Origin of the sequence: Saccharothrix espanaensis DSM 44229, assembly GCF_000328705.1 — a bacterium.
Taxonomy (GTDB): Bacteria; Actinomycetota; Actinomycetes; order Mycobacteriales; family Pseudonocardiaceae; genus Actinosynnema; species Actinosynnema espanaense.
In genome coordinates this window covers 204,764-228,742 of record NC_019673.1, presented here as the reverse complement: position 1 = coordinate 228,742, position 23,979 = coordinate 204,764, and the positions used below count along the sequence as shown (strand labels likewise).

25 protein-coding genes are annotated in these 23,979 nt (G+C 72.8%); 11 read left to right on the top strand and 14 right to left on the bottom strand.

What is annotated here, in order from left to right:
* Nucleotides 1-5 precede the first annotated feature (5 nt).
* The 4 genes from BN6_RS01090 (at nt 6) to BN6_RS01075 (ending at nt 5,995) form a co-directional block, all read left to right on the top strand.
* Nucleotides 6-962 (top strand): prephenate dehydrogenase, encoded by a 957-nt coding sequence (locus BN6_RS01090; RefSeq protein ID WP_015097669.1) that lies wholly within the window; start codon nt 6-8, stop codon nt 960-962.
* A 10-nt stretch (nt 963-972) separates the two neighbouring features.
* Nucleotides 973-2,757, top strand: coding sequence for a fibronectin type III domain-containing protein (locus tag BN6_RS01085; protein WP_015097668.1), 1,785 nt, complete (start codon nt 973-975; stop codon nt 2,755-2,757).
* 56 nt (nt 2,758-2,813) lie between these two features.
* Nucleotides 2,814-4,625 carry a fibronectin type III domain-containing protein gene (locus BN6_RS01080; protein ID WP_015097667.1) on the top strand — a complete coding sequence of 604 codons (1,812 nt, stop codon included), beginning with the start codon at nt 2,814-2,816 and terminating at the stop codon, nt 4,623-4,625.
* A gap of 188 nt (nt 4,626-4,813) precedes the next feature.
* Complete coding sequence (locus BN6_RS01075; protein WP_041311577.1) at nt 4,814-5,995, top strand: thiolase family protein; 1,182 nt, start codon at nt 4,814-4,816, stop codon at nt 5,993-5,995.
* A gap of 580 nt (nt 5,996-6,575) precedes the next feature.
* Here the strand turns inward: BN6_RS01075 and BN6_RS01070 are convergent.
* The 4 genes from BN6_RS01070 to BN6_RS01060 all read right to left on the bottom strand — a co-directional run bounded on the left by BN6_RS01070 (nt 6,576) and on the right by BN6_RS01060 (nt 10,615).
* On the bottom strand, nt 6,576-7,199 hold the full coding sequence (locus BN6_RS01070; RefSeq protein ID WP_015097664.1) for a putative glycolipid-binding domain-containing protein: 624 nt from the start codon (nt 7,197-7,199) through the stop codon (nt 6,576-6,578).
* Nucleotides 7,196-7,369, bottom strand: a complete 174-nt coding sequence (locus tag BN6_RS43145) for an antitoxin (protein WP_015097663.1) — start codon at nt 7,367-7,369, stop codon at nt 7,196-7,198. Before BN6_RS43145 ends, BN6_RS01070 begins: the two co-directional genes overlap by 4 nt.
* Before the next feature lie 395 nt (nt 7,370-7,764).
* Nucleotides 7,765-8,976: a thioester domain-containing protein gene (locus BN6_RS01065; protein WP_158509334.1), complete on the bottom strand. Its 1,212-nt coding sequence runs from the start codon at nt 8,974-8,976 to the stop codon at nt 7,765-7,767.
* A 427-nt stretch (nt 8,977-9,403) separates the two neighbouring features.
* Nucleotides 9,404-10,615 (bottom strand): DNA cytosine methyltransferase, encoded by a 1,212-nt coding sequence (locus tag BN6_RS01060; protein ID WP_015097661.1) that lies wholly within the window; start codon nt 10,613-10,615, stop codon nt 9,404-9,406.
* An 85-nt stretch (nt 10,616-10,700) separates the two neighbouring features.
* On the opposite strand from BN6_RS01060, the gene BN6_RS01055 reads away from it, so the two are divergent.
* The gene (locus tag BN6_RS01055; RefSeq protein ID WP_015097660.1) at nt 10,701-11,447 is read left to right on the top strand and encodes a hypothetical protein; all 747 of its coding nucleotides are present in this window, start codon (nt 10,701-10,703) and stop codon (nt 11,445-11,447) included.
* Nucleotides 11,448-11,507: 60 nt separating this feature from the next.
* Here the strand turns inward: BN6_RS01055 and BN6_RS01050 are convergent, their stop codons facing one another.
* Both BN6_RS01050 and BN6_RS01045 read right to left on the bottom strand, forming a co-directional pair.
* On the bottom strand, nt 11,508-12,938 hold the full coding sequence (locus tag BN6_RS01050) for an ATP-grasp domain-containing protein (RefSeq protein WP_015097659.1): 1,431 nt from the start codon (nt 12,936-12,938) through the stop codon (nt 11,508-11,510).
* A gap of 150 nt (nt 12,939-13,088) precedes the next feature.
* Nucleotides 13,089-13,301, bottom strand: a complete 213-nt coding sequence (locus BN6_RS01045) for a hypothetical protein (RefSeq protein WP_015097658.1) — start codon at nt 13,299-13,301, stop codon at nt 13,089-13,091.
* A 117-nt stretch (nt 13,302-13,418) separates the two neighbouring features.
* Here BN6_RS01045 and BN6_RS01040 point away from each other — a divergent pair, with 117 nt between their 5' ends.
* Nucleotides 13,419-14,258, top strand: a complete 840-nt coding sequence (locus BN6_RS01040; RefSeq protein ID WP_015097657.1) for an NAD-dependent epimerase/dehydratase family protein — start codon at nt 13,419-13,421, stop codon at nt 14,256-14,258.
* Nucleotides 14,259-14,309: 51 nt separating this feature from the next.
* Here BN6_RS01040 and BN6_RS01035 read toward each other — a convergent pair whose 3' ends face one another.
* The 3 genes from BN6_RS01035 to BN6_RS01025 are packed head-to-tail and all read right to left on the bottom strand — an operon-like array spanning nt 14,310 to nt 16,150.
* Nucleotides 14,310-15,032 carry a hypothetical protein gene (locus BN6_RS01035; protein ID WP_015097656.1) on the bottom strand — a complete coding sequence of 241 codons (723 nt, stop codon included), beginning with the start codon at nt 15,030-15,032 and terminating at the stop codon, nt 14,310-14,312.
* Nucleotides 15,019-15,330, bottom strand: coding sequence for a hypothetical protein (locus BN6_RS01030; protein WP_015097655.1), 312 nt, complete (start codon nt 15,328-15,330; stop codon nt 15,019-15,021). Before BN6_RS01030 ends, BN6_RS01035 begins: the two co-directional genes overlap by 14 nt.
* A 1-nt stretch (nt 15,331) precedes the next feature.
* Nucleotides 15,332-16,150, bottom strand: a complete 819-nt coding sequence (locus tag BN6_RS01025) for a hypothetical protein (protein WP_015097654.1) — start codon at nt 16,148-16,150, stop codon at nt 15,332-15,334.
* A 258-nt stretch (nt 16,151-16,408) separates the two neighbouring features.
* Between BN6_RS01025 and BN6_RS01020 the strand changes: the two genes are divergently transcribed.
* Nucleotides 16,409-16,636: a hypothetical protein gene (locus BN6_RS01020; RefSeq protein WP_015097653.1), complete on the top strand. Its 228-nt coding sequence runs from the start codon at nt 16,409-16,411 to the stop codon at nt 16,634-16,636.
* 54 nt (nt 16,637-16,690) lie between these two features.
* Entirely contained in the window at nt 16,691-17,503 is an 813-nt protein-coding gene (locus BN6_RS01015) for a serine hydrolase domain-containing protein (RefSeq protein ID WP_041311572.1), read from the top strand.
* Between the two features lie 27 nt (nt 17,504-17,530).
* Here the strand turns inward: BN6_RS01015 and BN6_RS01010 are convergent, their stop codons facing one another.
* From BN6_RS01010 to BN6_RS00990, 5 genes are all read right to left on the bottom strand, one after another.
* Nucleotides 17,531-18,499: an NAD(P)-dependent alcohol dehydrogenase gene (locus BN6_RS01010; RefSeq protein WP_015097651.1), complete on the bottom strand. Its 969-nt coding sequence runs from the start codon at nt 18,497-18,499 to the stop codon at nt 17,531-17,533.
* On the bottom strand, nt 18,496-18,720 hold the full coding sequence (locus BN6_RS01005) for a helix-turn-helix transcriptional regulator (RefSeq protein WP_015097650.1): 225 nt from the start codon (nt 18,718-18,720) through the stop codon (nt 18,496-18,498). The genes BN6_RS01010 and BN6_RS01005 overlap by 4 nt, the downstream gene beginning before the upstream one ends.
* 4 nt (nt 18,721-18,724) lie before the next feature.
* Nucleotides 18,725-19,144, bottom strand: coding sequence for a hypothetical protein (locus tag BN6_RS01000; RefSeq protein WP_015097649.1), 420 nt, complete (start codon nt 19,142-19,144; stop codon nt 18,725-18,727).
* A 157-nt stretch (nt 19,145-19,301) separates the two neighbouring features.
* Nucleotides 19,302-20,780: a S8 family serine peptidase gene (locus BN6_RS00995; protein WP_231904937.1), complete on the bottom strand. Its 1,479-nt coding sequence runs from the start codon at nt 20,778-20,780 to the stop codon at nt 19,302-19,304.
* Nucleotides 20,781-21,052: 272 nt separating this feature from the next.
* The gene (locus BN6_RS00990) at nt 21,053-22,249 is read right to left on the bottom strand and encodes a serine hydrolase domain-containing protein (protein WP_015097647.1); all 1,197 of its coding nucleotides are present in this window, start codon (nt 22,247-22,249) and stop codon (nt 21,053-21,055) included.
* A gap of 369 nt (nt 22,250-22,618) precedes the next feature.
* Here BN6_RS00990 and BN6_RS00985 point away from each other — a divergent pair, with 369 nt between their 5' ends.
* The 3 genes from BN6_RS00985 to BN6_RS00975 all read left to right on the top strand — a co-directional run bounded on the left by BN6_RS00985 (nt 22,619) and on the right by BN6_RS00975 (nt 23,946).
* Nucleotides 22,619-22,840 (top strand): hypothetical protein, encoded by a 222-nt coding sequence (locus BN6_RS00985; RefSeq protein WP_041311569.1) that lies wholly within the window; start codon nt 22,619-22,621, stop codon nt 22,838-22,840.
* Between the two features lie 111 nt (nt 22,841-22,951).
* Nucleotides 22,952-23,572 (top strand): dihydrofolate reductase family protein, encoded by a 621-nt coding sequence (locus BN6_RS00980; RefSeq protein WP_015097646.1) that lies wholly within the window; start codon nt 22,952-22,954, stop codon nt 23,570-23,572.
* Between the two features lie 50 nt (nt 23,573-23,622).
* A complete protein-coding gene (locus BN6_RS00975; RefSeq protein WP_015097645.1) occupies nt 23,623-23,946 on the top strand; it encodes a YciI family protein in 324 nt (107 codons plus the stop codon).
* The last annotated feature ends 33 nt before the right edge of the window (nt 23,947-23,979 follow it).

Sequence of the window (23,979 nt, the reverse complement as noted above, 5' to 3'; positions counted from 1 at the left end):
TCCCCGTGCGTGACGTGTGCGTGGTCGGACTGGGGTTGATCGGCGGGTCGGTGCTGCGCGCGGCAGCGGCGGCCGGCCGGGCGGTGTGGGGCGCGACGGCGTCCGAAGAGGACGCGGAGGTCGCGCGCGGGGACGGGTACGCCGTCACCGGGCTCGCCGAGGCGCTCGACCGGGCCCGCGAGCAGGACGCGCTGGTCGTGGTGGCCGTGCCGCTGCCCAACGTCGAGGACGTGCTGCGCGCGGTGCCCGCCGGCACCCGGCTGACCGACGTGGTCAGCGTGAAGGGCCCGGTGCGGGACCTGGTGGCGCGGCTCGCCCCGGCCGCCCGGTACGTCGGCGGCCACCCGATGGCGGGCACGTCGGCGTCCGGCTGGGCCGCCGGGCGGTCGGACCTGTTCCGCGACGCCGCCTGGGTGGTGTCGGCCGAGGACGGCACCGACGTGGACGTGCTGACCGACGTGATCGGGCTCGCGCTGGCCGCCGGAGCGCACGTCGTGCCCGCCACCGCCGACGAGCACGACGCCGCCGTGGCCCGGATCTCGCACCTGCCGCACGTGCTGGCCGCCGTGCTGGCCAGCGTCGGCGCGGACGGCGGCCCGCTCGCGCTGGCACTGGCCGCCGGGTCGTTCACCGACGGCACCCGGGTCGCGGGCAGCCGGCCCGAGCTGGTCCGGGCGATGTGCGAGGGCAACCGCTCGGCGCTGCTGGCCGCGGTGGACGACGCGCTGGGCCGGCTGGGCGCGGCCCGCGGCTCGCTGGCCTCGACCGGCGGGCTGGCCAAGACCATCGAGGCCGGGCACCGGGCCCGGCTCACCCTGGACGAGCAGCAGGAGGCCGGCGGCGCGAACCTGACCGTCGACCTCACCTCCCCGCAGGCCCTGGCCGCGCTGCGGGCGCTGGGGGCGCGCGGCGGCCGGGTCGTTGGGCTGAACGGCAGCACCGCGCTCGCGCGGACCTCCTAGAGTCGGCCGGGTGGAGCGCGGCAAGCTCATCGCCTGGATCGGCGGCCTCGCGGTGATCGCCGGCACCGTGGTGGCCCTGCGCCACGACTCCGCCCCACCCACCCCGGTCGAGCTCACCAGGTTCCTGGACCAGCGCGTGGAGTACGTCGCCGACAGCACGGCGGTGCGCGAACCGACCGGGCTGCGACTCACCGCGCCCGACCGGACCAGCCTGCGCGCCACGTGGACGGCCACCGACGGGGTCGCCCACGGCGGGTTCGAAGTGCGCTGGCCCGGCGGGGTGCGGCTGGTGCGGACGACCGAGACCGAGCTGGCCGACCTCGACGCCGACACCGACGTCGTGGTCGAGGTGCGGGCGGTCGACGGCCTGGGCCGGCGGTCCTCGCCGGCCGTGGCGAACGCGGTGCCCCGGCTGCTCCACGACGACTCGTGGGACCTCCCGCTGGTGAAGCCGCTGGACGTGTTCGACGGCCCGGAAGCGCTCAGCCCGCGCCGCTGGCGGGTGTTCGACGGCGGCAACGCCGACTGCCTGGGCCTGCGCCCGCTCAACGGCAAGCGGCTGGAAGTCGGCTGCGACGTGCTCGACCTGCAGTCCAACGTGCCGCTGCGGCTGGGCGAACCGGGCCCGGACGGCGCGGTCGGCCGGGTCGTGCTCACCACCGACGGCCCCGGCGCGGCGGGAGCCGGCGACGGTGAGCTGCTGGTCGCGCTGCTGCCCGGACCGTTCCCCGACATCGGGCGGCTGACCAGGCCGTTCCCGCCGGACGCGGTGGTCTTGCGGATCACCTCGTACGGGGCGGACTTCGACGTCGGCCCCGGCGTGCCGACGACCTCCCGGGTGGTGCCGATCGGCGGCACGTCGCTGCCGCCCACACCGGGCGTGCGGCACCGCTGGGAGCTGCGGGTCCTGCCGGACGCCGTGGTGGCGCTGCGCGATGGTGAAGCGCTGGCCGCCGCGTCGGTCGCGGTGCCGTGGACGGTCGTCCAGCCGCGCCTGGCGTTCCGCAACGCCCGGCACACCCAGCTCGACGTGTTCGGCGTCGGCGGCGCCCCGACGGCCCCGGCCCCGGCGTCGGTCGTGCCGCTCGGGCTGGGCACCGTCCAAGCCGAGGCGGTCGCCCTGGGCACGGTGCCCGCGGGCCGGCTGGAAGGCGGCCGGTCGGCGCGGGTGACCGCGTCGGTGATCGCGGTCAGCGGGGACGTGCGGGACGTGCCGATCACCGTGGAGTTCGGCGGGCGGAGCGCACCCGCCCGGTTCATGGCGTCCGGCGGGTCGGACAAGTCCGCCGTCCTCTACGCCGACTTCCCGCTCCCCGAACCGTCCGCCGACCCGCTCGCCGACACCGCCGTCCGGCTGCGCGGCACGCAGAAGTTCCTGGTCAACGACTCGCACGTGGTCGTGGACGACCAGCGACTGCCGGCCGGGCGGCCGCTGCCCCGGCTCACCGACCGGGACCTGCCGGACGTGCGGGTCGTCACGCCGAACGTCGTCGTCGTGCACGACACCGGGCCCTCCGACGTGTTCCCGCGCGGCGGCCGGGCGCGGCTGGTGGTCGAACTGCCCGCCGAGCCGGTCCGGGAGGTCGCCGCGATCAAGGGGATCGAGGTCGACCTGGACGACCGGCGGATCGTCACCCTGCCCACCGGCGGCTCGGTCGGCGGGCGGCACGAGTTCGTGCTGGACCTGGCCGGGCTGCCGAGTGGCCGACACCGGGTGGCGGTGCGGGTGCTCCCGATGGACGAACGCGCCGGTGCCGGGACCGCCGACCGGTCCTTCGAGATCGGCGCGGGCTAGGTCTCGGGTGCGCAACGCCTGGTGATTCCGGTCACCCGGGCGCATAGCTTGACGCCATGGATCGCCGCCGGGTCGCCGTCATCGCCGCGGGGCTGGTGCTGTTCGGCGGGGTGGTGGCGGTGCTGCGCACCACCGGGCCCGACGACCCGGCGGCCAAGCCGACGACGTCCGCGCCGCCGCCGACCTCGCTCGCGCCCTTCGCCGCGGAAGGCGTGCTCGTGCCGACGCCCGGCGCGCCGCCCGAGACCCCGGGCGGGCTGCGGGTGCTGGCCGGACCGGGCCGGGTCCAACTGCTGTGGACCGGCGACGCGCCGGGCTACGAGATCGGCTGGGGCCGGGACGGGAAGATCGACCGGCACCGGCTGGTCGCCCAGACCGCGACCCAGGTCGACGGGCTGGCCGACGGCACGCGGTACGAGGTCGAGGTGCGCGCCGTCGACGCGTTCGGGCAGCGGTCGGAGCCGGCCCGCGGCCAGGCCACGCCGAAGGCCGCCGCCGAGGGCGAGTACGCGCTGCTGGACCTGTTCGACCAGGCCGACGCGCCCGACCCGGCCCGCTGGCGGCTCGCCGTCCGGCCGAACTGCGCCCGCGCCACGCCCGGCCGCGACGACGACGGCCGGCGGCTGGTGATCAGCAGCAACTGCGCGGCGGCCCCGGCCGTGCTGCGCTCGCGCACGCCGTTCGTGCTGCGCGACGCCGACGACCTGGGCCGGTTCGTCGTCGAGACCGACGCGCCCGGAGCCGACGGCGAACTGGCCCTCGACCTGGTGCCCGGCCCGGTGAGCACGGTCGCCGGCGACGGCCTGCCGCCGGGCGCGATCCGGCTGCGGGTGGCGTCCGGCAACGGCAGGACGACCGCCGAGGTGCTGACCGCCGAGGGCGCGCCGACCACGCCGGTGCGCGCGGTCCCGGTGCTGGAGCCGGGCCTGACCCACCGCTGGGAGCTGGCGCTGCGGCGCGACGGCGCGCGGGTGCTGCTCGACGGCGAGGTCGTGGCCACCAGCCCGGCCGTGCCCGGCTGGAAGGACGCGACCGCGCTGGTGTCGGTGTCCGGGCCGACCGGCCAGCGGGTGACGCTCAGCCTGGCCGCGTTCGACGCCGCCCCGGCGCCCGCCCCGCCGGCCGTGCCCGCCCCCGAGGTCCGGGTGGCCGTCGCCCCCGCGCCCGCGCCGTCCTCGGGTTCCACGATCCCCGGCGTGACCGGCGGCCAACTGCGGATGACGCTCCTGCACACCGACCCGTCACCCACCGCGCCGGAGTTCACGCTGGCCGTCGGCGACCAGGTCGTGCCGCTGCGCCCGGCGGTGCCCGGCGCGCCGTGGCGGGCGGGCGTCGGCTACCCGGTCGTGGCGGACCTGCCGGCCGCGGCGCTGGTGCGCGAGAGCGACCACGTGCGGGCGACCGTGGTGACCGGGTTGCGCGTGCAGGCCACCCACGTCGACCTGGAACTCACGGCCGCGCCCGGTGCGTCGCCGAGCCCGGTTCGCGCCGAGACGACACCGTTGAACGGGCTGGAGTCGGTGCTGGCACGGGCCGAGGGCAAGGTCCTGGACGCGGCCGGGCGGCCGGTGCCCGACGGCCTGCCGATCCAACGCGGCCGGGTGGTGTTCGACCTGGTGCTAGACGGGCGGTCGGGACAGCGCGGCAGCGGGCTGGCGGGCCTGGCGGGCTTCACCGTGCGCCTGGACGGTGACCGGGTGGCGGCCGTGCCCACGAACCTGGGCGGCCCCGGCGTGGCCGGGAACTACCGCTTGGCACTGGACACCGGCGACCTGTCGCCGGGCCCGCACATGCTGGAAGTGAAACTGTTCGGCACCGACCCGACCACCCGCCCCATGTCCGCCTTCATCTCCTTCTCAGTCGACTAGCCCCTCACACGCCCCCGGACACCCCTCCCTCATGTCCGTTCCGCCTCGTGTCCTTCGCGGCCGCCGAACTTCTTGTATCCCCACGCTGCGGCGGTTCCGGGATGCCGGCTACTGGATACGAGTTCCCCACTCGATTTCCGTCCAAGAGGCAGGGGCCGGCAACGCCCTCCGATGCCAAGATGATGCCCATGCACCGCCCGTTGATCCTCGACGCCGCCCGCACCCCGTTCGGCCGCTACCGCGGCGGACTTTCCGGGGTGCGCGTGGACGACCTGGCCGCGCTGCCGATCACCGAACTGCTGCGCAGACACCGGGTGGACCCCGCGCGGGTGGACGACGTCCTGTACGGCAACACGAACGGCGCGGGCGAGGAGAACCGGAACATCGGCCGGATGGCGGCCCTGCTCGCGGGCCTGCCGCCGACCGTGCCGGGGGTCGCGGTGAACCGCCTGTGCGCGTCCGGCGGCGAGGCGATCGTGCAAGCCGGGCGGGCGCTGGCGATGGGCGACGCGGACCTGCTTGTGGCGGGCGGCGTGGAAGGCATGACACGCGCACCGTTCGTGGTGCCACGCGCGGAAAAGGCGTTCGCGGACCGGATGGAATCGGTGTCCACGGCCCTCGGCTGGCGGCTGGTGAACCCCCGAATGCGCGCCGAATGGACAGTCCCGTTGGGCCGCGCCGCGGAAGACGTCGCAGTGGCGCTGGGCATCACCCGCGCCCAAATGGACATGTACGCGCTCCGCTCGCACCGCCGGGCATCGGCGGCGTGGGACGCGGGTGTGCACGAGGGTTTCGCGTTCCCCGTGCAACTGCGCGACGGCTCGGCGGTCCGCCGGGACGAGTCGGTGCGCCCGGAAACATCCCTGGAAAAGCTCGGAAAACTCGCGTCGGCCTTCTCCGAATCGGGCCCGGTGACCGCCGGCAACTCGTCACCGATCAACGACGGCGCGACAGCGGTCCTGATGGGCACCGAACAGGTGGCCGCAGACCTGGGCATCACCCCGCTCGGCGAAGTCCTGGGCAGCGCGGTGACCGCCGACGAACCACACCGGTTCACCCTCGCCCCGGTCACCGCGATCCGGAAGCTGTTGTCCCGCCTACAAATCTCAGGCACCGACGTGAACCTCTGGGAAATCAACGAGGCCTTCGCCGCGATGGCCCTGTCGGTGCTGCACCACCTTCCGGAAGTAGACCGCGAGAAGGTGAACGTCCACGGTGGAGCAATCGCCTACGGACACCCCCTGGGCGCGTCAATGCCCCGCGTAGTCGTCGACCTGTGCCGACACCTGCGCGCACGCGGCGGCGGTCTCGGCATCGCGGCGGCATGCGTAGGCGTGGGCCAGGGAATGGCAATCGCCGTCCGGGTCTAGCGGCGCTTCACAACACAACGCCAAACGCCACTCACGCGCACGAGCGGGCATGTCGCGCATGAGCCGCCGGGGGTGCGGGGTGCAACCGGCGTGCGCGCCTCGGGTCCGAGTCCGCTCGCGCCCGTTCGTCCGACTGGCGTCCGCGCCCCTGACCTCCGCAGGCCCAGTCTCCGCAGGCCCAGTCTCCGCAGGCCCGACTGCCCGGCACCCGCGAGCCTGGCGCCCGCGCGCCCGCCCTCCGCGCGAGCGGGACCCGCGCGGCCAGCCTCCGCGCGGCGGGCGCGTGGCAGGCGCGTGGCGGCGTGCCTGCGGCGGGCGTGGCTGCGGCGGGCGTTGGGGCGTTGGGGCGTGGGTTGCTGGGGCTGCTGGGGCTGGCTGGGGCTGGCTGGGGGTCGTGGCTCTGGGGCGGGACGGGGTGGGAGTGCGGGGTGGTTCGGTACCGGGGGGGTTCGGGGTGACCTCATGCTTCACCGAGTATCGGGAACGGTGTTTCCGTACCCATTCATGTTTTGATCACCCGGTTGTGTGATGGGTGGGTGTTCTGCGCGCGCTGGAAGGAGCTGCGGGGAGCTTCAGAGGGTCAGATGCGGTGGGCTATTTGGGGGTAGTCCAGTACCAGGCCGGTCTTGTCGACCGTGATGTCCTGTTGGAAGTCGCCGCTCTCGAACGACACCACCGACTGCTCGTCGCCCACCGACACGGTGCGGTACGTCTGGCGCACCAAGCGGACCGACAGGTCGGGCAGGGTCACGTACACGACTGGCAGTTCCTGCTCTCCCGGCTCGTTCTGCAAGCCCAGCCGGCGGATCGGGATCGCGTTGAACAGGACCGCGAACTGGACGTCGACGTCGACCGCGCCGTCGAAGTCCGCACGTTCGGCACCCTGCCCCGCGTCGACCAGCCAGACGCCCTCCGACGACCGGGACACCGAGATCTGCCGCTCCTCGGACACCGTCGCGGTGCGCAGCAGCAGGCGGGTGACCGCGCCGGTCTCACCGACGGACACCTCGAACGACCCGCTGAACTGCTCGTCCGGCCCGGCCGACACCAGCCGCCCGGACGCCCTCAGCCTGCGTTCGGACAGCAGGAACCGGACCTGCTCCAGTCGGGCCACGTCGTAGCCCTGCCAGGTCACGATCTGCGCGGAAGGAGAGCGGGCCTCCCCGCTGGGGGCCACCCGCTCAGCCGTGTTGAACGAATTCACTCTCCACCCGGGAGGATGTCCTTGGCCTTCTCGGCCACGCCCTTGACCTGCTCCTCGTGGCCGAACTTGCCGGCGATGAAGTCGGCGGCCGCGTCGATGCCCTGGTCCACCTTCTCGTGGTTCTCCTCGGCCAGTTCGAGCGCCTTGTTCTTGATGTCGTCGAAGTTCATCGTGCTCCCTCGCACTCCTGACGCAGGCTACCCGAATCGACCCCGCGTCCCCAGGGCAAACGCTACCTCCGGTGGACGTACGCCGATGGGCCGACCGCCACATGTCACGGCATCGCGATGTCATGGCCCGGTGATGGCCGGGTCGGTGCGAGGTAAGCCGTCGGGTCCAGGTCTACATCGGACGGCCCTGCCGAGAGTCCGGCGAGAGTCCCGCAGGAGTCCGGCAGGGGGTGTGGATCGTTTGGCTGGGCGGGGGACGGCAGAGAGGACACGGCAGAGAGGCACGGCGGGGAGAGAGGGTGGGCGGGGACGGGGAACGGCCCCCCTCCGGAGTTCGGAGGGGGGCCGTCCTGGGCCACGTGTGTGGCGGACCTGCCGCGAGGCGGGTCGGGTTGCTACGCGGTCTTCTTGCGGCGCACGATGATCAGTGCGGCGGCGCCGGCGCCGAGCAGGCCGATGCCGATCAGCAGCGGCACGAAGATGGACGCACCGGTGGAGGCCAGGTCGTCATCGTTGGTGCCGGGGCCGGCCGGGGCGGCCGTCGTGGTGGTCGTGGTGGTGGGGGCGACGGTGGTGGTCGTCTCCTCCGTGGTGGTGGTCGTCGGCGCGGTCGTGGTGGTGGTCGTGGTGGTGTTCTCCGACCACTTGGCCTTCGCCTTGTCCTTGGCGTCCACGTCGGTCGGCTTGGCGATCACCAGCGACTGGGTCTTCTTGTTGCGGTCACTGGCCACGAACAAGCGGCCGTGGTGCAGCTGCGCGGTGGCGTGCACGGTGAACTCGACCGAGCCGGGCTCGACGCCCTCGTCGACCTTGACGAAGATCTCGCCGACCTTGGTCTCGGCCTTGGCGTTGACGTCGGACTTCTGCACGATGTCGAGCGGCGTGCCGTCCTTGTCGGTGAAGGTCACGCCGTTGGGGACGCTCGCCTCGACGATGACCTTGTCCGCCGTCGTCTTGACGGTGAACGGGCCGATCAGCGTGCCGGCCTTGCCCTCGAGCTCCTTCGGGTCGATGGACAGGGTCGGGGCCGGCTCCTCGCCGATGCCCACGTTGTCCGGACCGGTGAGCTTCTTGTAGAGGGCGAGGACGTCGGCGTCGACCTTGTCGTCCTTCTCGCCGGTCGGGTCCTTCTCGTCGAGGGTGACCTCGTCGGTGAAGTGCCAGATCGCGGCCTGGGTGCCCGCGATGACCGAGCTCCGCTTGAGGTCGGAGAGGCCGAACGCCGTCTGGACCTGCTCGACCGAGAGGGTCGGGTAGCTGTGGTGCAGGATCCAGTTGACCTTGGCCGCGTTCTGCTTGAACTTGGTGTCCGGGTTCGGGTGCTCGTTCCAGGGCACCTCCTCCAGCGGAGTGCTGTCCTCCAGCGGCGTCGGCAGCTCCACGCAGTACGCGGTGGCGGTCTGCTCCTTGCCGTTCTCGATGATCTTGAGCCCGATGAGCTCGGCGTTCACGCCGTCCTTGCGGACGGGCTTGCCCTGCTTGTCCAGCAGGTGCACGCCCATGCCGGGCTCGTCCGCCGCGGGGTGCGGCGTCACCTTGACGGCGTCGGCCGCGGCCGGCAGGGCGGACACGAACAGTAGCGAGGCGCCGAGGACCGCAGCCCCCATGCGCTTCAGGGTCAACCGGGGTGCCATGTGTCTCCTTGAGGCTCGCTGAAAGCCCTTGGTGTCGTTCAAGGCGGCGGTCCTGGCCGGATCCGGCGGGCTGCACAGGTAGGTACAGGGGCGCGCCGACACCGGATGGTCAGGAATGGCCGGAACACTATCCGATCGAGTTACCCCCGAACGGGGACGGGGGACACTGTCCGTAGCACCCATTCCGATCAGCCAAAATGGACCAGGAAGGTCCACTGTGGATGATCGAAGACCCGGTCGGACCAGTCGCGACAGCACTCCGAACGGGCGTTTCGAATTCCGTCGAATGGCCCGCACCACTGGCGCATGAAATGAATCACCGCAGGTCAGGGCATATATGATGCACGCGACGTCGCAACTGGCCAGCCGAACCGACGCAACACCGTTGCGGAATAGTGATCTAGGCGACCAGGTCCGCCGCGGCGACCGGCCGAACGTCGCCCACGCGCAGCGACGTCCCCGGAAGGCACAGATCCTTCGCCGTGGGCGGCTGACCAGCGAGGATCCACTTGCACAACGCCGCGAGCTGGTACGACACCAACGGGGGAACCGCATCACCCAGATGCCGGTACGCGTTGCCGATGATCGACACGTCGAACCGGAACTTCCGGGGGAACCCCTGCAACAGCGCCATCTCCCGGACCGTGCACAGCCGGTCCTGCTCCGGGTGCGCGTAGCGACCGTTGCCGACGTGCCCGCACTCCCGCTTGATGGTCCGCGCCGGCTCGTCCCACCACATCCGCCCGTAGACGTCCGGGTGCGAGCCCCACTTCCCGTCTTCGATGATCTTGTGCTGGGCCGGGTTGAGCAGCTGCTCGGCGGGCGAGCCCACCAGGTCGCCCCACGACCCGCCGTTCGCCGGGATCGCCCTCATCCGGTCCAGCGACCGGCCGCGCCGGAACGACGGGGACACGTGCATCGCGTCCTCGGGGTCGGCCGCGCCCGCCGCCACGAACGGCAGCTTGCCGATCGCCCGCCGCACCGTCACGGCCGCCGGGCGCACCTCCCAGCCGGCCCACAGGTCGTCCATGGTCCGCAGCGGCACCCCGCGGTCCACCGCGACCACCACGGCCCGCTCGCGCAGCTGGGGCAGCCCGAACCGGGACAGCATGTGCGACGACGCGTCTACCTCGTACCCGAGCTCCAGCAACTGGTCGGCCAGCCCGTCGAGGTGGTGCCGCTGCTTGCCCTTCACCAGCTCGCGGGCGTTCTCCAGCAGCATGACCCGGGGCCGCAGCTCGGCCACGTACGCCGCGACCCGCCCGACCAGCGAGTTGCGCGGGTCGTCGCGCAGGTGGTTGGCGGCGGTGATCCGGGTGAAGCCCGAGCACGGCGGGCACGCCACCAGCACGTCCAGCTCACCCCGCCGCAGCCCCCACACCTCGCGCAGCACCGCCGGGTCGAGCCGGCCCAGGTCGACCTGCAACGGGTCGACGCCGATGTTGTCCCGGTAGGTCCCGTTGCAGCGCAACGACCCCAGCCGCGAGGAGGGCTTGCCGATCTGCGCGTCCGCCGCGCCCACGACGGTGAAGTCCCGGTGCGCTTGGAACCCCAGGCTCATGCCGCCCGCGCCGGAGAACAGGTCGACAACCTTGTAGGAGGGTCCGCGCACGCCGATGATCGTACGACCTCGGCCGGGTGATCCCCACCCGCGCCGTTGCGCCGTTGCGCGGGACCGATCGGTTAGCTTCCCGCACATGGAGCTGCCGCCCGCCTGGCGACGACCGGACCCGTTGCGAGGCTTGGACGAGACGCCGTGGGCCGAGCTGGACCGGGGCGCAGGCGTGGACGACCTCCTGCGCCGCACGGCGAAGGGCGACGCGCAGGCGTGCGACGAGTTGGAGAGACGCCTGCTGGACGACGACACCGTTTCCGAGGCGAGCGTGCACGCGGTGCCGTTCCTGGTGGAGCTGGGCGCGAACTACAAGGTCCCTGGGGCGTCCCGCGATCGGGTGATCTTCCTGCTGGCCGCGATGGCGTTGGCGAGCGCGGGTTTCACCGAGGTCGGCCGGCGCACCCGCCGGCGCTGGAACCCGCTGCGCCGCGAACTCCCGCGCCGCCCGCCGGACTGGATCACCCAGGCGCGGTACGCCGTGGCGAAGGGCGCGCCGAAGGTGTTCGACGCGTTGCGCGGCGCGGAGGTCGCGTGCTCGATGGCGCTGGCGATCGCGGTGCCCGAGGTGGTCCCGAAGCACGTGGTGGACGTCGCCGAGGGCATCGCGTTCGCGGGCACCCACCCGCAGGACCTGGTGGAGGCCGCGTGCGTGGTGCTGCACCTGCTGCTGGACGGGGGCACCGACGACGTGTGGGCGTACGCGATCGCCCAGGGCGACCCGGACCTGTTGCACGCCTACGAGAACGGCGGCTACCCGGTCCACCAGCCGGCGGTGGTCACCGCCCAGCTGATGGGCTACCGCTACGCGTTCCAGGCCGCCTACGGTTGACGTCCCCGTCCCGGCGGCGCGACCGGAAGTGCGCCGCCGGGGACGAGGTTCGTCGAGCGCTCAGGCGGTGACCGCGTCCAGTTCGACCACGGGCGCGGCCGCGACCTCGTCCTCGACCGGCACGGCCGGTTCCAGCGGCCCCATCGCGGTCTGCCACTCCTGGTCGGCGAGGGCGAACGCGGCCACCGTCAGCGCCACCACGGGCCGGCCGGGCGGCAGCTGGTCGGCGAAGAAGTCCAGCTCCAGCCGCGCGCCCAGCGGCGAGGGCCGCAGCCGCAGCGCGCCGTGCGGGCTCTCCTCGGGGTGGGCGAACCGGCACGACCACTCGGTGAACACGATCGGCCGTTCCACCGTCTCGGTCGGGTTGACCGCGCGGACGTTCGCGCCGACCGTGCCCTGCCGGTAGTCGTCGGCGGCGTTGACCAGCAGCTCCTCGAACTCGATCGAGGAGACGCCGAGGTCGTGCCCGGCGACCAGGGCGACCTGCACCAGGGCCAGCGGGAGCTGCGGGAGGGCGTCCTCGAAGCAGGTCATCGCGCCGCCGTAGCGGGTGTTGATCTCGGTGGGCAGGAAGCCGTCCGCGGTGGCGATGCCGTCCAGGGTGAAGGTGCCCCGGTAGTCGACGGTCTCGCGCAGCCGCTCGCCGACCCGGCGGGCCAGGTTGCGCATCTCCTCGCGGATCCGGGTCGGCGGGTCGTAGTAGGAGGCGCAGCCCGCGTAGAGGAACCGGGCCTGGCCGGCGCGGCGCGGGACGACCATCTCGATCGGCCGCAGCACGGCGGTGCCGTCCGGGAACACGATCCCGTGCACGCTGACCGGGATGCCTTCCAGGAACGGCATCACCCGGACGAAGTCGCACTTGGGCCGGAGCACCTCGAACGCGTCGAGCGCCTCCTGGCGGTCGCGGACCCGGCGCACGAAGTTCGCGCCGCCGTTGATGGCGGGCCCGTCGCCGGACCACACCACGCCCGCGCCCCGGTCCAGCTCCAGGGTGGCGTCCCACAGGCCCTCGAAGTCGAGGTCCAGCACCACGGCCGGGGCGCGCGGCGCGGACAGCTCGTCCCACAGCGCGTCGATCGTGGTCTTGTTCTCCAGTTCCACCCATTCGGGGCGGCGCGCGTTGAGCACCGGCCGGCCCGCGAACTCGGGGGTGTGCACGTACGGCGTGCTGATCACCAGCGCTTCGCCGGCCGGGTCGAAGTCCTCCAGGACCTGCCGGACCCGGCGGTTGGGCGAGGTCAGCAGCCGGGTCAGCCGGTTCTGCTCGACCGCGACGAAGCCGCCCGCGATGCCCAGCGTGACCCAGCGGGCCACCCCGGAGTCGTGCAGCGGCGCGTGATCGTCCGTCGACAGCACGAGCGTGTGGCGAGCCCCGAGCTGGTGCAGCTCACCGGCGCGGGTACTCAGCCGAGTACCGCCCGCGAGCACGACCAGCCGGTCGCCGAACAGGGTGCCGAGGCGCTCTTGGAGCGCGGAAAGGACATGATCCATCGCCGAGAACTCGCTTTATGAGAAGCAGACGAGACAACCGGCGAGCGCCGGGTGCCACGAACTGTAGAGGCAGGCGAGCGGGACGGCCCAGCACGGTCTGGCAACGACCGGATGACACTTGCCGATGGCGGTGGGGGGCACCGCGCGAGATCATCGAGCGGCGTCGCGAAGCACCTGGTCGACCTGGCTCAGGAAGGCGCGGCGGGAGTGCGTCTCCAGGGACGGGAGGGTGAGGCCGAACAGCGCGTCGTCCACCGACGGGGGCGCGGCCGCGACGATGGCCGCGGCGGTCTCCAGGAAGCGCCGGCGCTTGGCCTCCTGCACGGCGTAGTCCGCGAGCACGCCTTCGATGCTCGTGCGCATGACTGGATGCGGGTAACTCACTTGGGTTGTATCGGCCGGGCACGACAACACCTTTAGGGTCAATTTCCACCGGTCCGCCGACCGTCGTCCGGGTGGTGCCGTGCTGGGATGGCGGTCATGCGCGTTCTGGTCACCGGGAGCCGCGGCTACCTGGGGCGAAGCATTGTCGGACAGCTGGTCGAGGCGGGTCACGAGGTCGTCCCGTTCGCCGGGGACGTCCGGACGGCGGACATCCCGTCGTCGGACGGGGTGATCCACTTGGCGGCGCTGGCCCGCGTGCGGGAATCGTTCGAGGACCCCCTCTCGTACTACGACGTGAACGTCACCGGAACCCTTCGTCTGCTGAAGTCCGGAGCACCCCGGTTCGTGTTCGCCTCCACCGCGGGTGTCTACGGCACGCCGCGTGGTCACGTGCTCACCGAGGAGCACCCGCGCGTACCGACGAATCCCTACGCGGCGACCAAAGCCGCCGCCGAGGACGCGCTGGCGTGGACCGCCCGGACCGGCGCGCTGTCCGCCGCGACCCTGCGGCTGTTCAACCTCGCGGGCGGCGGCGACCGCGACGAGACCCGAGTGGTGACCAGGGCGTGCGCGGTGGCGGCGGGCCGGCTGCCGTCGATGGAGGTCTACGGGGACGGGTCGGCGGTGCGGGACTTCGTGCACGTCGCGGACGCGGCGCGGGCGTTCGTGCTGGCGCTGGAGCACCGAGCGCCGGGGCACGAGGCCTACAACGTCGGCGCGACCCCGGCCTCGGTGGCGGACGTGCTGGCGGCGGTGCACCGGGTGACCGGCGTCCCGGTGACCGCCGACCACCGGCCAGCACATCCCGGTGAGACCAGGGAGATGCGCGCCGACACCACCAAGCTGCGCGCCCTGGGCTGGCGTCCGGTCGAGTCCGACCTCGACTCCCTGGTCGGCTCGCAGTGGGCGGCGGAAGGTCCACACCGGACGGCGTGACCGCGCCGGACGGCGTGACGGACCGGACGGCGTGACCGCTCGGCGCGGGGGTCAGCCGGCCGCGAGGTGGTCGAGCGGGATCCGGTGCACCCGCTCGCCCTCGCGGAGCTGGCTCAGGAGGAGTCCGGTGCGCCGCAGGCGGTCCGCCAACGCGGCGGGCGGGTCGACGAACGCGGCCGGTGGGCCGGCGGCCAGGTCGACGTGGGCCGGGAGGTCCTGAGGCTCGGGCCCGACCGGGTCCGGCCCGACCTCAGGCTCCGGGTCGACCGCCGGCTCCTCGGCGACATGCGGGTCCGGGTCGACCTCCAAGTCCGGGGCGGGCGGCTCCGCGAGCGGGGACGGCTCGGGGCGCGGGTCGTCGGCGGGGGTCGTCGCGACCGCTACCGCGTCGAGTTCGGCCGCGCGCAGCACCAGGTCCCGGGCCAGCTCGGTGACGGTGGCGCGGTGGACCTCGGCGAGCCGGTCCAGCTCGGCCGGATCGTCCCGGTAGGACTCCCAGAGGTGCGGTAGCTGGTGGACGAAGGTGTTGTAGCCGTCCACCCGGCCCGCCACCTGCTCCTGCACGGCCAGCGCGGTGCGCCACTCGCCGGTCAGCCGGTGCAGCGCGCCGACGAACCCTTCGGCGGCGGCCCCCTGCCAGTACACCGGCCGCAGTCCGGGCAGCCGGTGCGCGCAGTCGGCCAGCGGTTCCCGTTGCGCCGCCGTCGACTCGGCGAACGCGCGCACCCACCCGGCGTTGCCCGGCGCGGGGTCGACCGGGTCAGGGCCGGCCACTCCCCTCACCCCCGCGGGTGAGCGGGCCGGCGGCGTCGCGGTCGGCGTCCAGGTAGGTGGCGGTGCTCTCGCGCAGCCGGTCCGCGGTCAGCCCGGTCTCCCGGCACAGCCGGTCCAGCGCGCCGCGCAGGCTGCGCTGGTAGACCTCGACGGCCGCGCGCAGCGGGTCGTCGGCGGGCAGCCGCGCGGTGTCGACGTCGAACTTCCACGCCACGTGGTCCCGCCCGGCGGCGGCGACGTCGTCCAGCCGACCCGCGAGCAGCGCGAGCTCGGCCGGGTCGACCCGGAACCCGGCCACCTCACACCTCCGCGCTCAGCCGGACGACGTCCTCGGGCGTCCAGTGGAAGCACTCCGACACACCGACCGGTTCCACCACCAGGCCCACGCCGGGGTGGCGGGCGAGCGCGTCCAGCACCTGGCGACCGGTGGCCGACCGCACGCGGCCCGGCGGCAGCCCGACCGCCCGCCGGTACTCGGTCGGCCCGTCGGGGCGCAGGAACGTGCAGAGGTACTCGCCGAGCGCGGGCGTCCGCACGGTGACCAACCGCTCGTCCGCGGTGTCGAAGTACAGCCGCTGCCGCGGCAGGTGCAGCTCCAGCAGCCGGGGGGCGGAGGTGTTGACCGCCTCGATCATCCGCGCGAAGTAATCGCCCGGGACTTCGACCGCGGTCGACCCGATCCGGCCGCGCCGGAAGTCGAGTTCGGCTCGGACCAGCTCCCGCAACTCCGCCGGAGCGGGTCGGGCCGGCCGGTCCCGGCAGTGCGCGACGACCTTCTCGGCGAGCCGGTTGGTCAATTTGTTGGTGGTGTTCGCCGCCCACCCCCGGCCGCGCCGCACGGCCAACAACGCCAATCGGCCGTCCAGGTTCAGGCCGGCCAGTTCCGGGTCGCGCGGGAGGTGGTAGGCGTAGCGCAGCACCTCCTGGTTGCGCGGGTCGCGGGTGACCTCGGCGATCGCGTGCCCGATCCGCCACACGACCTTGGCCAGGACCGTCACCTCGTCGTCGGTCGGGTCCAGGCCCAGCGGACCGGCCGACGCGGTGTCCCTCAAGTCGGCGAGGCCCGGTCGGCGCACACCTGGCCCCTTGTGCAGCTGCATGGCGTTGGGCATCGACACCGAATGTCTCCCGGATGCGCACGAAAAGACCTGATCGGCCTGGGACTCTAGCGGACCACGGCCCGCCGGATCGCCCGCGACAGGCGGCCGGGCGATTCTTTCCGAACAGTTTCCGCATTAGTGCGGTCGGCAATTCATCGGCAATCGACGAGTACCGCAACTTGCCCGCAGATTTCTTTTTCCACGCTTTACACCGGGCCGGTCCCGCGCTTTGACTCGACTCGACCACCAGCCGGGACACCACCGAGGAGCACACCGATGACCGCCGCGCCACCACCGCGGGAACCACGCACGTGGCCCGCCCTGCTGCACCGCCTGAGCACGGCCTGGGCCCCGCTGCTGCGCCTGCTGGCCGCGCTGGCCCTGGCGGTCTCGATCATCCTCGCCGCGCTGTGGCTGCTGCCCGAGGTGACCGTCCACATCGGGCCGGTCGGCGTCGAGCGGCCGGGTCCGGGTCGGCCGTTGGCCGTGCGGCGCGACGGGTAGCGGGTGCGGCTCGCGGCGCTGGGCGCGGCCGGCTCACGTGGCAGAGTTGGCGGTATGGAGAGCTTGCGCGTGGTGTCCGAGTGGCCGGTGGAGCACGCGGCCGCGGTCGTGGTCGATGCCGGGGGGCACGTGCTGGGCACGGCCGGCCCGGTGGAGCACCGGTTCCCGCTGGCGTCGGTGACCAAGCTGCTCACCTCGTACGCGGTGCTGGTCGCGGTCGAGGAGGGCGCGGTCGAGTGGGACCGGCCCGCCGGGCCCGAGGGCTCGACCCTGCGGCACCTGATCGCGCACACCTCCGGGCTGGCGTTCGACTCGGCGGACGTGCAGGCCGCGCCGGGCACCAAGCGGATCTACTCCAACACCGGGTTCGAGGTGCTGGCGGACGCGGTGACCGCGGCGACCGGGATCCCGTTCGCCGACTACCTCGCCGAAGCCGTGCTCGCCCCGCTCGGCATGTCGTCCTCCGACCTGGACGGCTCGCCCGCCGCCGGTGCCACCTCCACCGTCGCCGACCTGGCCCGGTTCGCGGCCGAGGTGCAGGCCCCGAAGCTGGTGTCGGCGGCGCTGGTGGCGGAGGCGACCGCGGTGGCGTTCCCCGGTCTGCGCGGCGTGCTGCCCGGCTACGGCTCGCAGCGCGAGAACGACTGGGGGCTGGGGTTCGAGATCAGGGCGGCCAAGTCGCCGCACTGGACCGGCGCGACCAGCTCACCCCGGACGTTCGGCCACTTCGGGCAGAGCGGCACGTTCCTGTGGTGCGACCCGGACGCGGGCGTGGCGTGCGTGGCGCTGACCGACCGCCGGTTCGGCGAGTGGGCGGTGGCGGCGTGGCCGCCGTTCACCGACGGGGTGCTGGCGGAACTGCGGTAGTGGTCGACAACGGCCGGACGGCCGGGGTCAGAGGGCCACGACGGCCTGGCCGCGCACCCGCCCGGCGCGGACGTCCTCGATCGCCTCGGCGACCCGGTCGAGCCCGTAGACCTGCCCGACGACCGGCGTGACCGCGCCCGATTCGATGAACTCGCGCATGGTCACCAGGTCGTCGTGGCGGTCCTTGTGCACCAGTGCCCTGACCGTGAAGTCCCGGAACGGCGCGACGAGCAGCCCGCGCAGCCAGCGGTCGGTGCCCATGAACAGCCGCCCGCCGGTGCCGCCGACGAACACCAGCGTCCCGCCGGGTTTGAGCACGGCGCCGCAGTCGGCCAGCGACGGGTTGCCGTAGATGTCGACCAGCACGTCGAACCGCTCGCCGACGTCCCTCAGCCGCTGCTCCCGGTAGTCCACGACCCGGTCCGCGCCCAGCGACCGCACCAGGTCCGCCTTGTCCGCGCCGCAGATGCCGGTGACCCGCGCGCCGAGCGCCTTCGCGATCTGCACGGCGTAGGTGCCGACGCACCCGGACGCCCCGGAGATCAGCACCTCCTGCCCCGGCCGGACCCGGCCCAGGTCCCGCACGGCCTGCAACGCGGTGAACGAGGCGATCGGCACCGCCGCGGCGTGCTCGACGGACAGGTTGCGCGGCTTGCGGGTCATCTGCCCGGCGGGCACCGAGATGTACTCGGCGAACGCCCCGCCGTGCCAGCCGAACACCTCGTCACCGACTTGCCGGTCCGGCACGCCCGGACCGACGGCGGTGACCGTGCCCGCGAACTCCAGCCCGAACACGAGGTTGGCCGGTCTTCGCAACCCCGTCACGAACCGCGCGGCGTAGGGCAGCCCGAGCACCAGGTGCCAGTCCGTCCCGGACACCGGCGACGCGCCGACCCGCACCAGCACCTCGCCCGCCCCGACCTCGGGCACCGCGACGTCCCGCAGCCGCAGGACTTCCGCCGGGACCCCGTACCGCTCCTGCACGACCGCCTTCACGCTTCCTCCTCCGGGTAGTGGAAGACCTCGACCAGCGGGACGCCGAACACCCGGGCGATCTGGAACGCCATCTCCAGCGTCGGCGAGTACTTGCCCTGCTCGATCGCGTTGATCGTCTGGCGGGTCACGTCGACCCGCGCGGCCAGTTCGGCCTGCGTCATCCCGCCGTGCGCGAACCGCAGGGCGCGGATGGTGTTGGTGACCTTCGTCGGCTTGCCCAAGGCGTCAGAACCCCCGCCGGTAGGCGTGCAGCTTCACCAGCGAGCCGACCACCGCGCCGAGGGTGAAGACGGTGTACATGGCGTTGGCGATCCAGAAGTGCCGCGCCTCGACCACGGCCAACGCGAACGGCAGCACCATGCCGATGGTCACCAGCAGCCCGCCGACGTACTCCCCGCGCCGGTTGACCTCCTTGTCCCGCACGTCGCCGGTGCGCCGTTCGCTGGGCTTGACGATCTCGAACCCCACCCGGCCGACGACCGACAGCGCGATCGAGACGCCGACCGCCCACAGCAGCGCCCCGGTGTAGGGCGCGTCCGCCAGCGCCCCGCCGGCGGCCAGGTCGACCAGCCGGATCAGGTAGGCGGCGTAGGTCACCAGGCTGACCACCAGGTAGACCCACGTCCCCTTCTCCTCGTATGACAACTTCCCTCCCCGTGTAAAGCATCTTTGACATGGCCAGTGTCAAGCAGCCACGACACCGTGTCAAGCGTTCTTTACATCGCCGGGGTCGGAACGCAGTCGTGCCGGGGTCGCCGCAGCGACCCCGGCACGATGTCCGCACAGGGTGGAACCGGTACTGCTACTGCTTGCGGTGCCAGAAGACCTGGTAGGTCGGGCCGTACAGCACCACGTTGCCGTCCTCCTGCACCGCGAGCCGGTCAGCCGCCGAACCCGGCGTGCGGGTCGACCACTTCACCGCCCCGGCGTCGGAGTACAGCACCAGGTTGCCGTCGTACTGAAGGTACAGGCGGGACGCGTCGGTGCCCCAGGTGTCCGTGGACCACTGCGCCACGCCGGCGCGGTTGTAGAGCACCAGGTTGCCGTCGTTCTGGAGCACCAGGAGGTACTCGCCGTCGGCCGACGTGCGGGATTGGCCGCGCAGCAGCTCCTCACCGTGGATCAGCCAGTCCGGCCGCGTCGGGGCCGTCTGGACGACACCGGAGTGCAGCAGGACGTTCGCCGTGCCCGGCGTCGCGTTGGTGATCTTGTTCCCGGTCCCGGCCGCGATAACCGCGTCCCGGACCGCCGCCGGGGTGGCACCCGGCTGCGACTTCAGGTAGAGGGCGGCGACACCCGCGACGTGCGGGGACGCCATCGACGTGCCGTCCGCGTCGACGAGGTCGTCGTCATCGTCGATCGACGCGGAGACGATCTCCACGCCCGGCGCGTACAGGTCGACGCACGCACCGAAGTTGGAGAAGCCCGCCTGCGCGTCGTTCCGGTCCGACGCCGCCACCGTGATGGCGTTCGGCACGCGGGCGGGCGAGTCGTTGCACGCGTCCGCGTTGCCGTTGCCGGCCGCCACGACGACGGTGACCCCGGCGGCGATCGTCTTGTTCACCGCCGTGTCCAGCAGCTCGTTGGCCGCACCGCCGAGGCTCATGTTCACCACGGCCGGGCTGACCTTGTTGGCCACCACCCAGTCCAGGCCGCCGATGACGCTGGCGAGCGTGCCGCTGCCCGCGCAGTTCAGCACCTTCACGGCGTGCAGCCGGACGCCCTTGGCGACACCGACGTCCTTGCCGCCGACGGTGCCCGCGACGTGCGTGCCGTGCCCGTGGCAGTCGGTGTTGTTCGTGTCGATCGAGTTGTGGTCGAACGTCGCCCGACCACCGAACTGGACGTGCGAGGTCCGGATGCCGGTGTCGAGCACGTAGACGTGCGCGCCGCCGCCGTCGTTCTGGTAGGCGTACTGGCTGTCCAGCGGCCGGCTGCGCTGGTCGAGCCGGTCGAGCCCCCACGACGGCGGGGTCGGCTGCACGTCGTACTTGCGCACCACCTGGTCCTGCACCACCGAGGCGACCGACGGGTCCGCGGCCAACGACCGCGCCACCTCCGCGGTCATGGTCGCCGAGAACCCGTCGACCACCTTCTCGTAGCGGCGGGTGACCTCGACGCCTTCACGGGTCGAGGCGGCCTCGATCCCCGCGCGGTCCTTGAGGACCACGATGTAGTTGTCCGCGACAGCGTCCGCGCTGTCCGCGCCCGAGATTGTGCCCCCCTGTGCCGAAGCCGGCACCACGCTCAACGCCACGACCGCGGCCGTGGCGATACCCACGCCGGCCAACCGTCTCCAGGGCGCGCCGAACTCTCCCATGCCTGGTTCCCCTCATGCAGGTACTGGAACTACGAGAGGTTCGCGCGAACCATGGTCGACTCTAGGGATTCCGGCGCGGCAGCACACTCGCATTAGCCGAAGAAGATCCACCGGGCGGCGAACTCCGCCCGTGCGGGCGGCGACGTTGCTCCAGTCAGCCGAACAACGCTGCCGAACCGCCGATCAACGCACGGGATGTCAAGGCCCACAACGGGTATCTCCCGGACGGGACGCTACCCGGCGGTGCCGCACAGGGCGACGGTCGCGAGCTTCCGGTGCGCCGCGTCGAACTTCTCGCGGGACGCGGGATCCCCGCCGTCCAGCACGCCGTGGGTGATCGAGAACTCGACCCGCTTGGTGCGATCGGGCGTGGTGAACAGGTAGGACGTCACGCTCTGGGTGCCGCCGGTGTGACCGATCGCCGCGCAGTCCGGCGTGAACCGGTACTCGAACAGCCCGAGCCCGACGCGGTCGACGCCGGCCGTCGGCACCGTCCTGCGCATCTCGGCCAGCGAGCGGGACGACAGCAGCCGGCCCCCGACGAGCGAGTCGATGAACGTGTCGAGGTCCTCGGTGCTGGAGATGATCTCGCCGGCGGCACCGGCCCACGACGGGTTCATCGTGGTGCCGTCCACCACCTTGAGCCGGCCCTCGTGCCGGTAGGCGATGTAGCTGTGGGCGTTGGGGCCGGGGATCCCGGTCCTGGTGCCCGGCAGGCTGGTGCCGCGCAGCCGGAGCGGCTTGAGGATGCGGCGCTCGACCTGGGTGGCGTAGTCGGTCCGGGAGACCTTCTCGATCAGCAGGCCCGCCAGCGCGTAGTTGGTGTTGGAGTACGAGTGCCGGGCGCCGGGCTCGAACCGCGCGGGCTTGGCCAGCGCGGACCGGACCAGGTCCTCCGCCCGGTAGGTGCGGAACATGTTGTCGACGTAGTCCTGGCCCCAGATCGGGATTCCCGGGTCCGGCGTGCCGTCGGCCTTGGCGTCGCCGGTGTAGTTGTAGAGGCCGCTGGTGTGCTGGAGCAGCATGCGGACGGTGATCCGGCGGTCGAGCCCGTAGCCGGGCAGGTAGTGGGCGGCGGACTCGTCCAGCTCGACCCTGCCCTCGTCCACGAGTTGCAGCACCACCGTGGCGACGAACACCTTCGTGATGCTCCCGGCCCGGAAGCTCCAGTCCGCGCCGGGCTTGCCCGGCTTGCCCAGCTCGGCCACCCCGGCACTCCCGGCCCAGTCCCCGCGCCGGTCGTGGACCCGCACCACCACGCCGGCCCCGCCGGCCGCCACGACGTCGTCCATGGCCTGGCGCAACTCGGTGCGGTGCCGCGAGGTCTGCGCGGAGGGGTCCTCCTCCGACGCCCCCGCCTGCCCGGCGATCCCGGTCAGCAACGCCAACGTGAGGGCCGCGGCCCCGACCCGTCGCACACTCGTCTTCATCGCACTCCCCTTGTGCCCGCCCCGGAACCCGGTCCCTTCCCGGGCCCGCGGCCGGGCGCTCGCTCCTCTCGACCCTAGAAACCCAACGGGGACAACGAGAATCCAGCCAACACCCCGACGGGGTAGCGCCGGCACCACCCCGAAAACGAGAACTCGGGGCAGGTGCGGCAGTGCGTCGGCGCGCAGGCTGGCGGCGTCCTGGCCGGGCGGCGCGCCGGACAGGTCGACGTCGGCCTCGCCGGTGGCCATCGCGGGCGGCCCGGTCAGCACCCTGGTCCGCGGCGACGGCGCGGCCACCACCGGCTCCGCGATGGCCGCCGGCCGCAGCACCAGGCCCAGCCCAGCGGCGGCGTGCCCAGGTAGTGCCCGGTGACCGGCAGGTCCGCCGTGACCGAGGTACTGGCCCGCCTGGTGCTCGTGGACCTGGTCGCCGAACAGGAACCCCGGGCCGCTCGACCACAACGTCACCTCGGCGGCTCGGGCCTGCGCGGCTGGACGCCGCAGACGACCTCGGGACGGGAGCGGCGGCCGTCGCGCCGGGGTGGCCGCCGTCGCGCCGGGGCGTCGTCGTGCACCCGCGCGCGCTACTGACCGGGACACGCGCCGAAAGTTCTTCGAAGAAGTCTGTCGGATCGGGGCGGCGGCGTTCGTAGGAGGGGTGAGGCCGCCCACGAGGGGCGGTGCCGAGGTGGAGGAACCGCGATGAAGCTGACGACCATGACCCAGGTGACCCTCGACGGCGTGATGCAGGGCAACGGCGGCACGACGGAGGAGGACCGCCGGGGCGGGTTCGTGCGCGGCGGGTGGGTTCTGGGAGCGGCTGACGACGACACCAGGGCGTTCATCGCGCAGACCTACGACAACGCGGAGGCGTTCCTGTTCGGCCGGCGGACCTTCGAGCTGTTCGCCGGTTCGTGGGGGACCTGGGCGGTCGAGGACGTCCCGGGCTGGGAGCCCATCCTGCGGGCGTTGAACACGCGGCCCAAGTACGTGGCGTCGACCACGCTCGCCGATCCGGCCTGGTCGGGCACCACCGTCCTGTCCGACGACCTCGCGACCGCCATCGCGGACCTCAAGGCCAAGCCCGGCGGCGAGCTCCAGGTGCACGGCAGTGGCAGCCTGGTCCGGTGGCTGCTGGCGAACGACCTGGTCGACGAGATGACCCTGATCGTGGTCCCGGTGGTCATCGGCCAGGGCGCGCGGCTGTTCCCCGAGACCGGCCCGGACCTCGCGCTCGACCTGGTCGAGGCGCGGGTCGACACGAAGGGCGTGATGATCCAGGTCCACCGGCCGGCCGGACGCCCGCACTACGCGACGGCCTGAAGTCCCCGACCGGCACCCGGTGCCCCGGCAGCACAGGAGAGGATCTTCCGATGCAGTACCTGGTTTCCGTGATAGACGACAAGGACAACCCCGGCAGCACGGACCGGCAGCCCGCCATCAGCGCGTTCAACGAACGGTTGATCGCCGAGGGCTACTGGGTGTTCGCGGGCGGGCTCGCCGACACCGACGCGGCCACGGTGGTCGACAACCGGGGCGAGCGGGCGGTGTTCAGCGACGGGCCGTTCGTGGAGTCGAAGGAGTACCTCGCCGGCGTCTGGGTGTGGGAGGCCCCGGATCTGGACGTGGCGCTCAAGCTCGCCACCGAGGCGTCCAAGGTCTGCGACCGCAAGATCGAGGTCCGGCCGTTCCGGTAAACGTCGAGGAAGCGGTCACCCGCGCCCACCACG

Excerpts from the sequence above, each read along its gene's own strand:
- BN6_RS01065 (WP_158509334.1), bottom strand. The coding sequence starts at position 8,976 with ATGGGGGCTGCGGTCCTCGGCGCCTCGCTACTGTTCGTGTCCGCCCTG.
- BN6_RS43145 (WP_015097663.1), bottom strand. The coding sequence starts at position 7,369 with ATGAACTTCGACGACATCAAGAACAAGGCGCTCGAACTGGCCGAGGAG.
- BN6_RS01045 (WP_015097658.1), bottom strand. The coding sequence starts at position 13,301 with ATGCGCACGAGCATCGAAGGCGTGCTCGCGGACTACGCCGTGCAGGAG.
- BN6_RS00980 (WP_015097646.1), top strand. The coding sequence starts at position 22,952 with ATGAAGCTGACGACCATGACCCAGGTGACCCTCGACGGCGTGATGCAG.
- BN6_RS01040 (WP_015097657.1), top strand. The coding sequence starts at position 13,419 with ATGCGCGTTCTGGTCACCGGGAGCCGCGGCTACCTGGGGCGAAGCATT.
- BN6_RS01055 (WP_015097660.1), top strand. The coding sequence starts at position 10,701 with ATGGAGCTGCCGCCCGCCTGGCGACGACCGGACCCGTTGCGAGGCTTG.
- BN6_RS01075 (WP_041311577.1), top strand. The coding sequence starts at position 4,814 with ATGCACCGCCCGTTGATCCTCGACGCCGCCCGCACCCCGTTCGGCCGC.
- BN6_RS01080 (WP_015097667.1), top strand. The coding sequence starts at position 2,814 with ATGGATCGCCGCCGGGTCGCCGTCATCGCCGCGGGGCTGGTGCTGTTC.
- BN6_RS00990 (WP_015097647.1), bottom strand. The coding sequence starts at position 22,249 with ATGAAGACGAGTGTGCGACGGGTCGGGGCCGCGGCCCTCACGTTGGCG.
- BN6_RS00975 (WP_015097645.1), top strand. The coding sequence starts at position 23,623 with ATGCAGTACCTGGTTTCCGTGATAGACGACAAGGACAACCCCGGCAGC.
- BN6_RS01020 (WP_015097653.1), top strand. The coding sequence starts at position 16,409 with ATGACCGCCGCGCCACCACCGCGGGAACCACGCACGTGGCCCGCCCTG.
- BN6_RS01050 (WP_015097659.1), bottom strand. The coding sequence starts at position 12,938 with ATGGATCATGTCCTTTCCGCGCTCCAAGAGCGCCTCGGCACCCTGTTC.
- BN6_RS01015 (WP_041311572.1), top strand. The coding sequence starts at position 16,691 with ATGGAGAGCTTGCGCGTGGTGTCCGAGTGGCCGGTGGAGCACGCGGCC.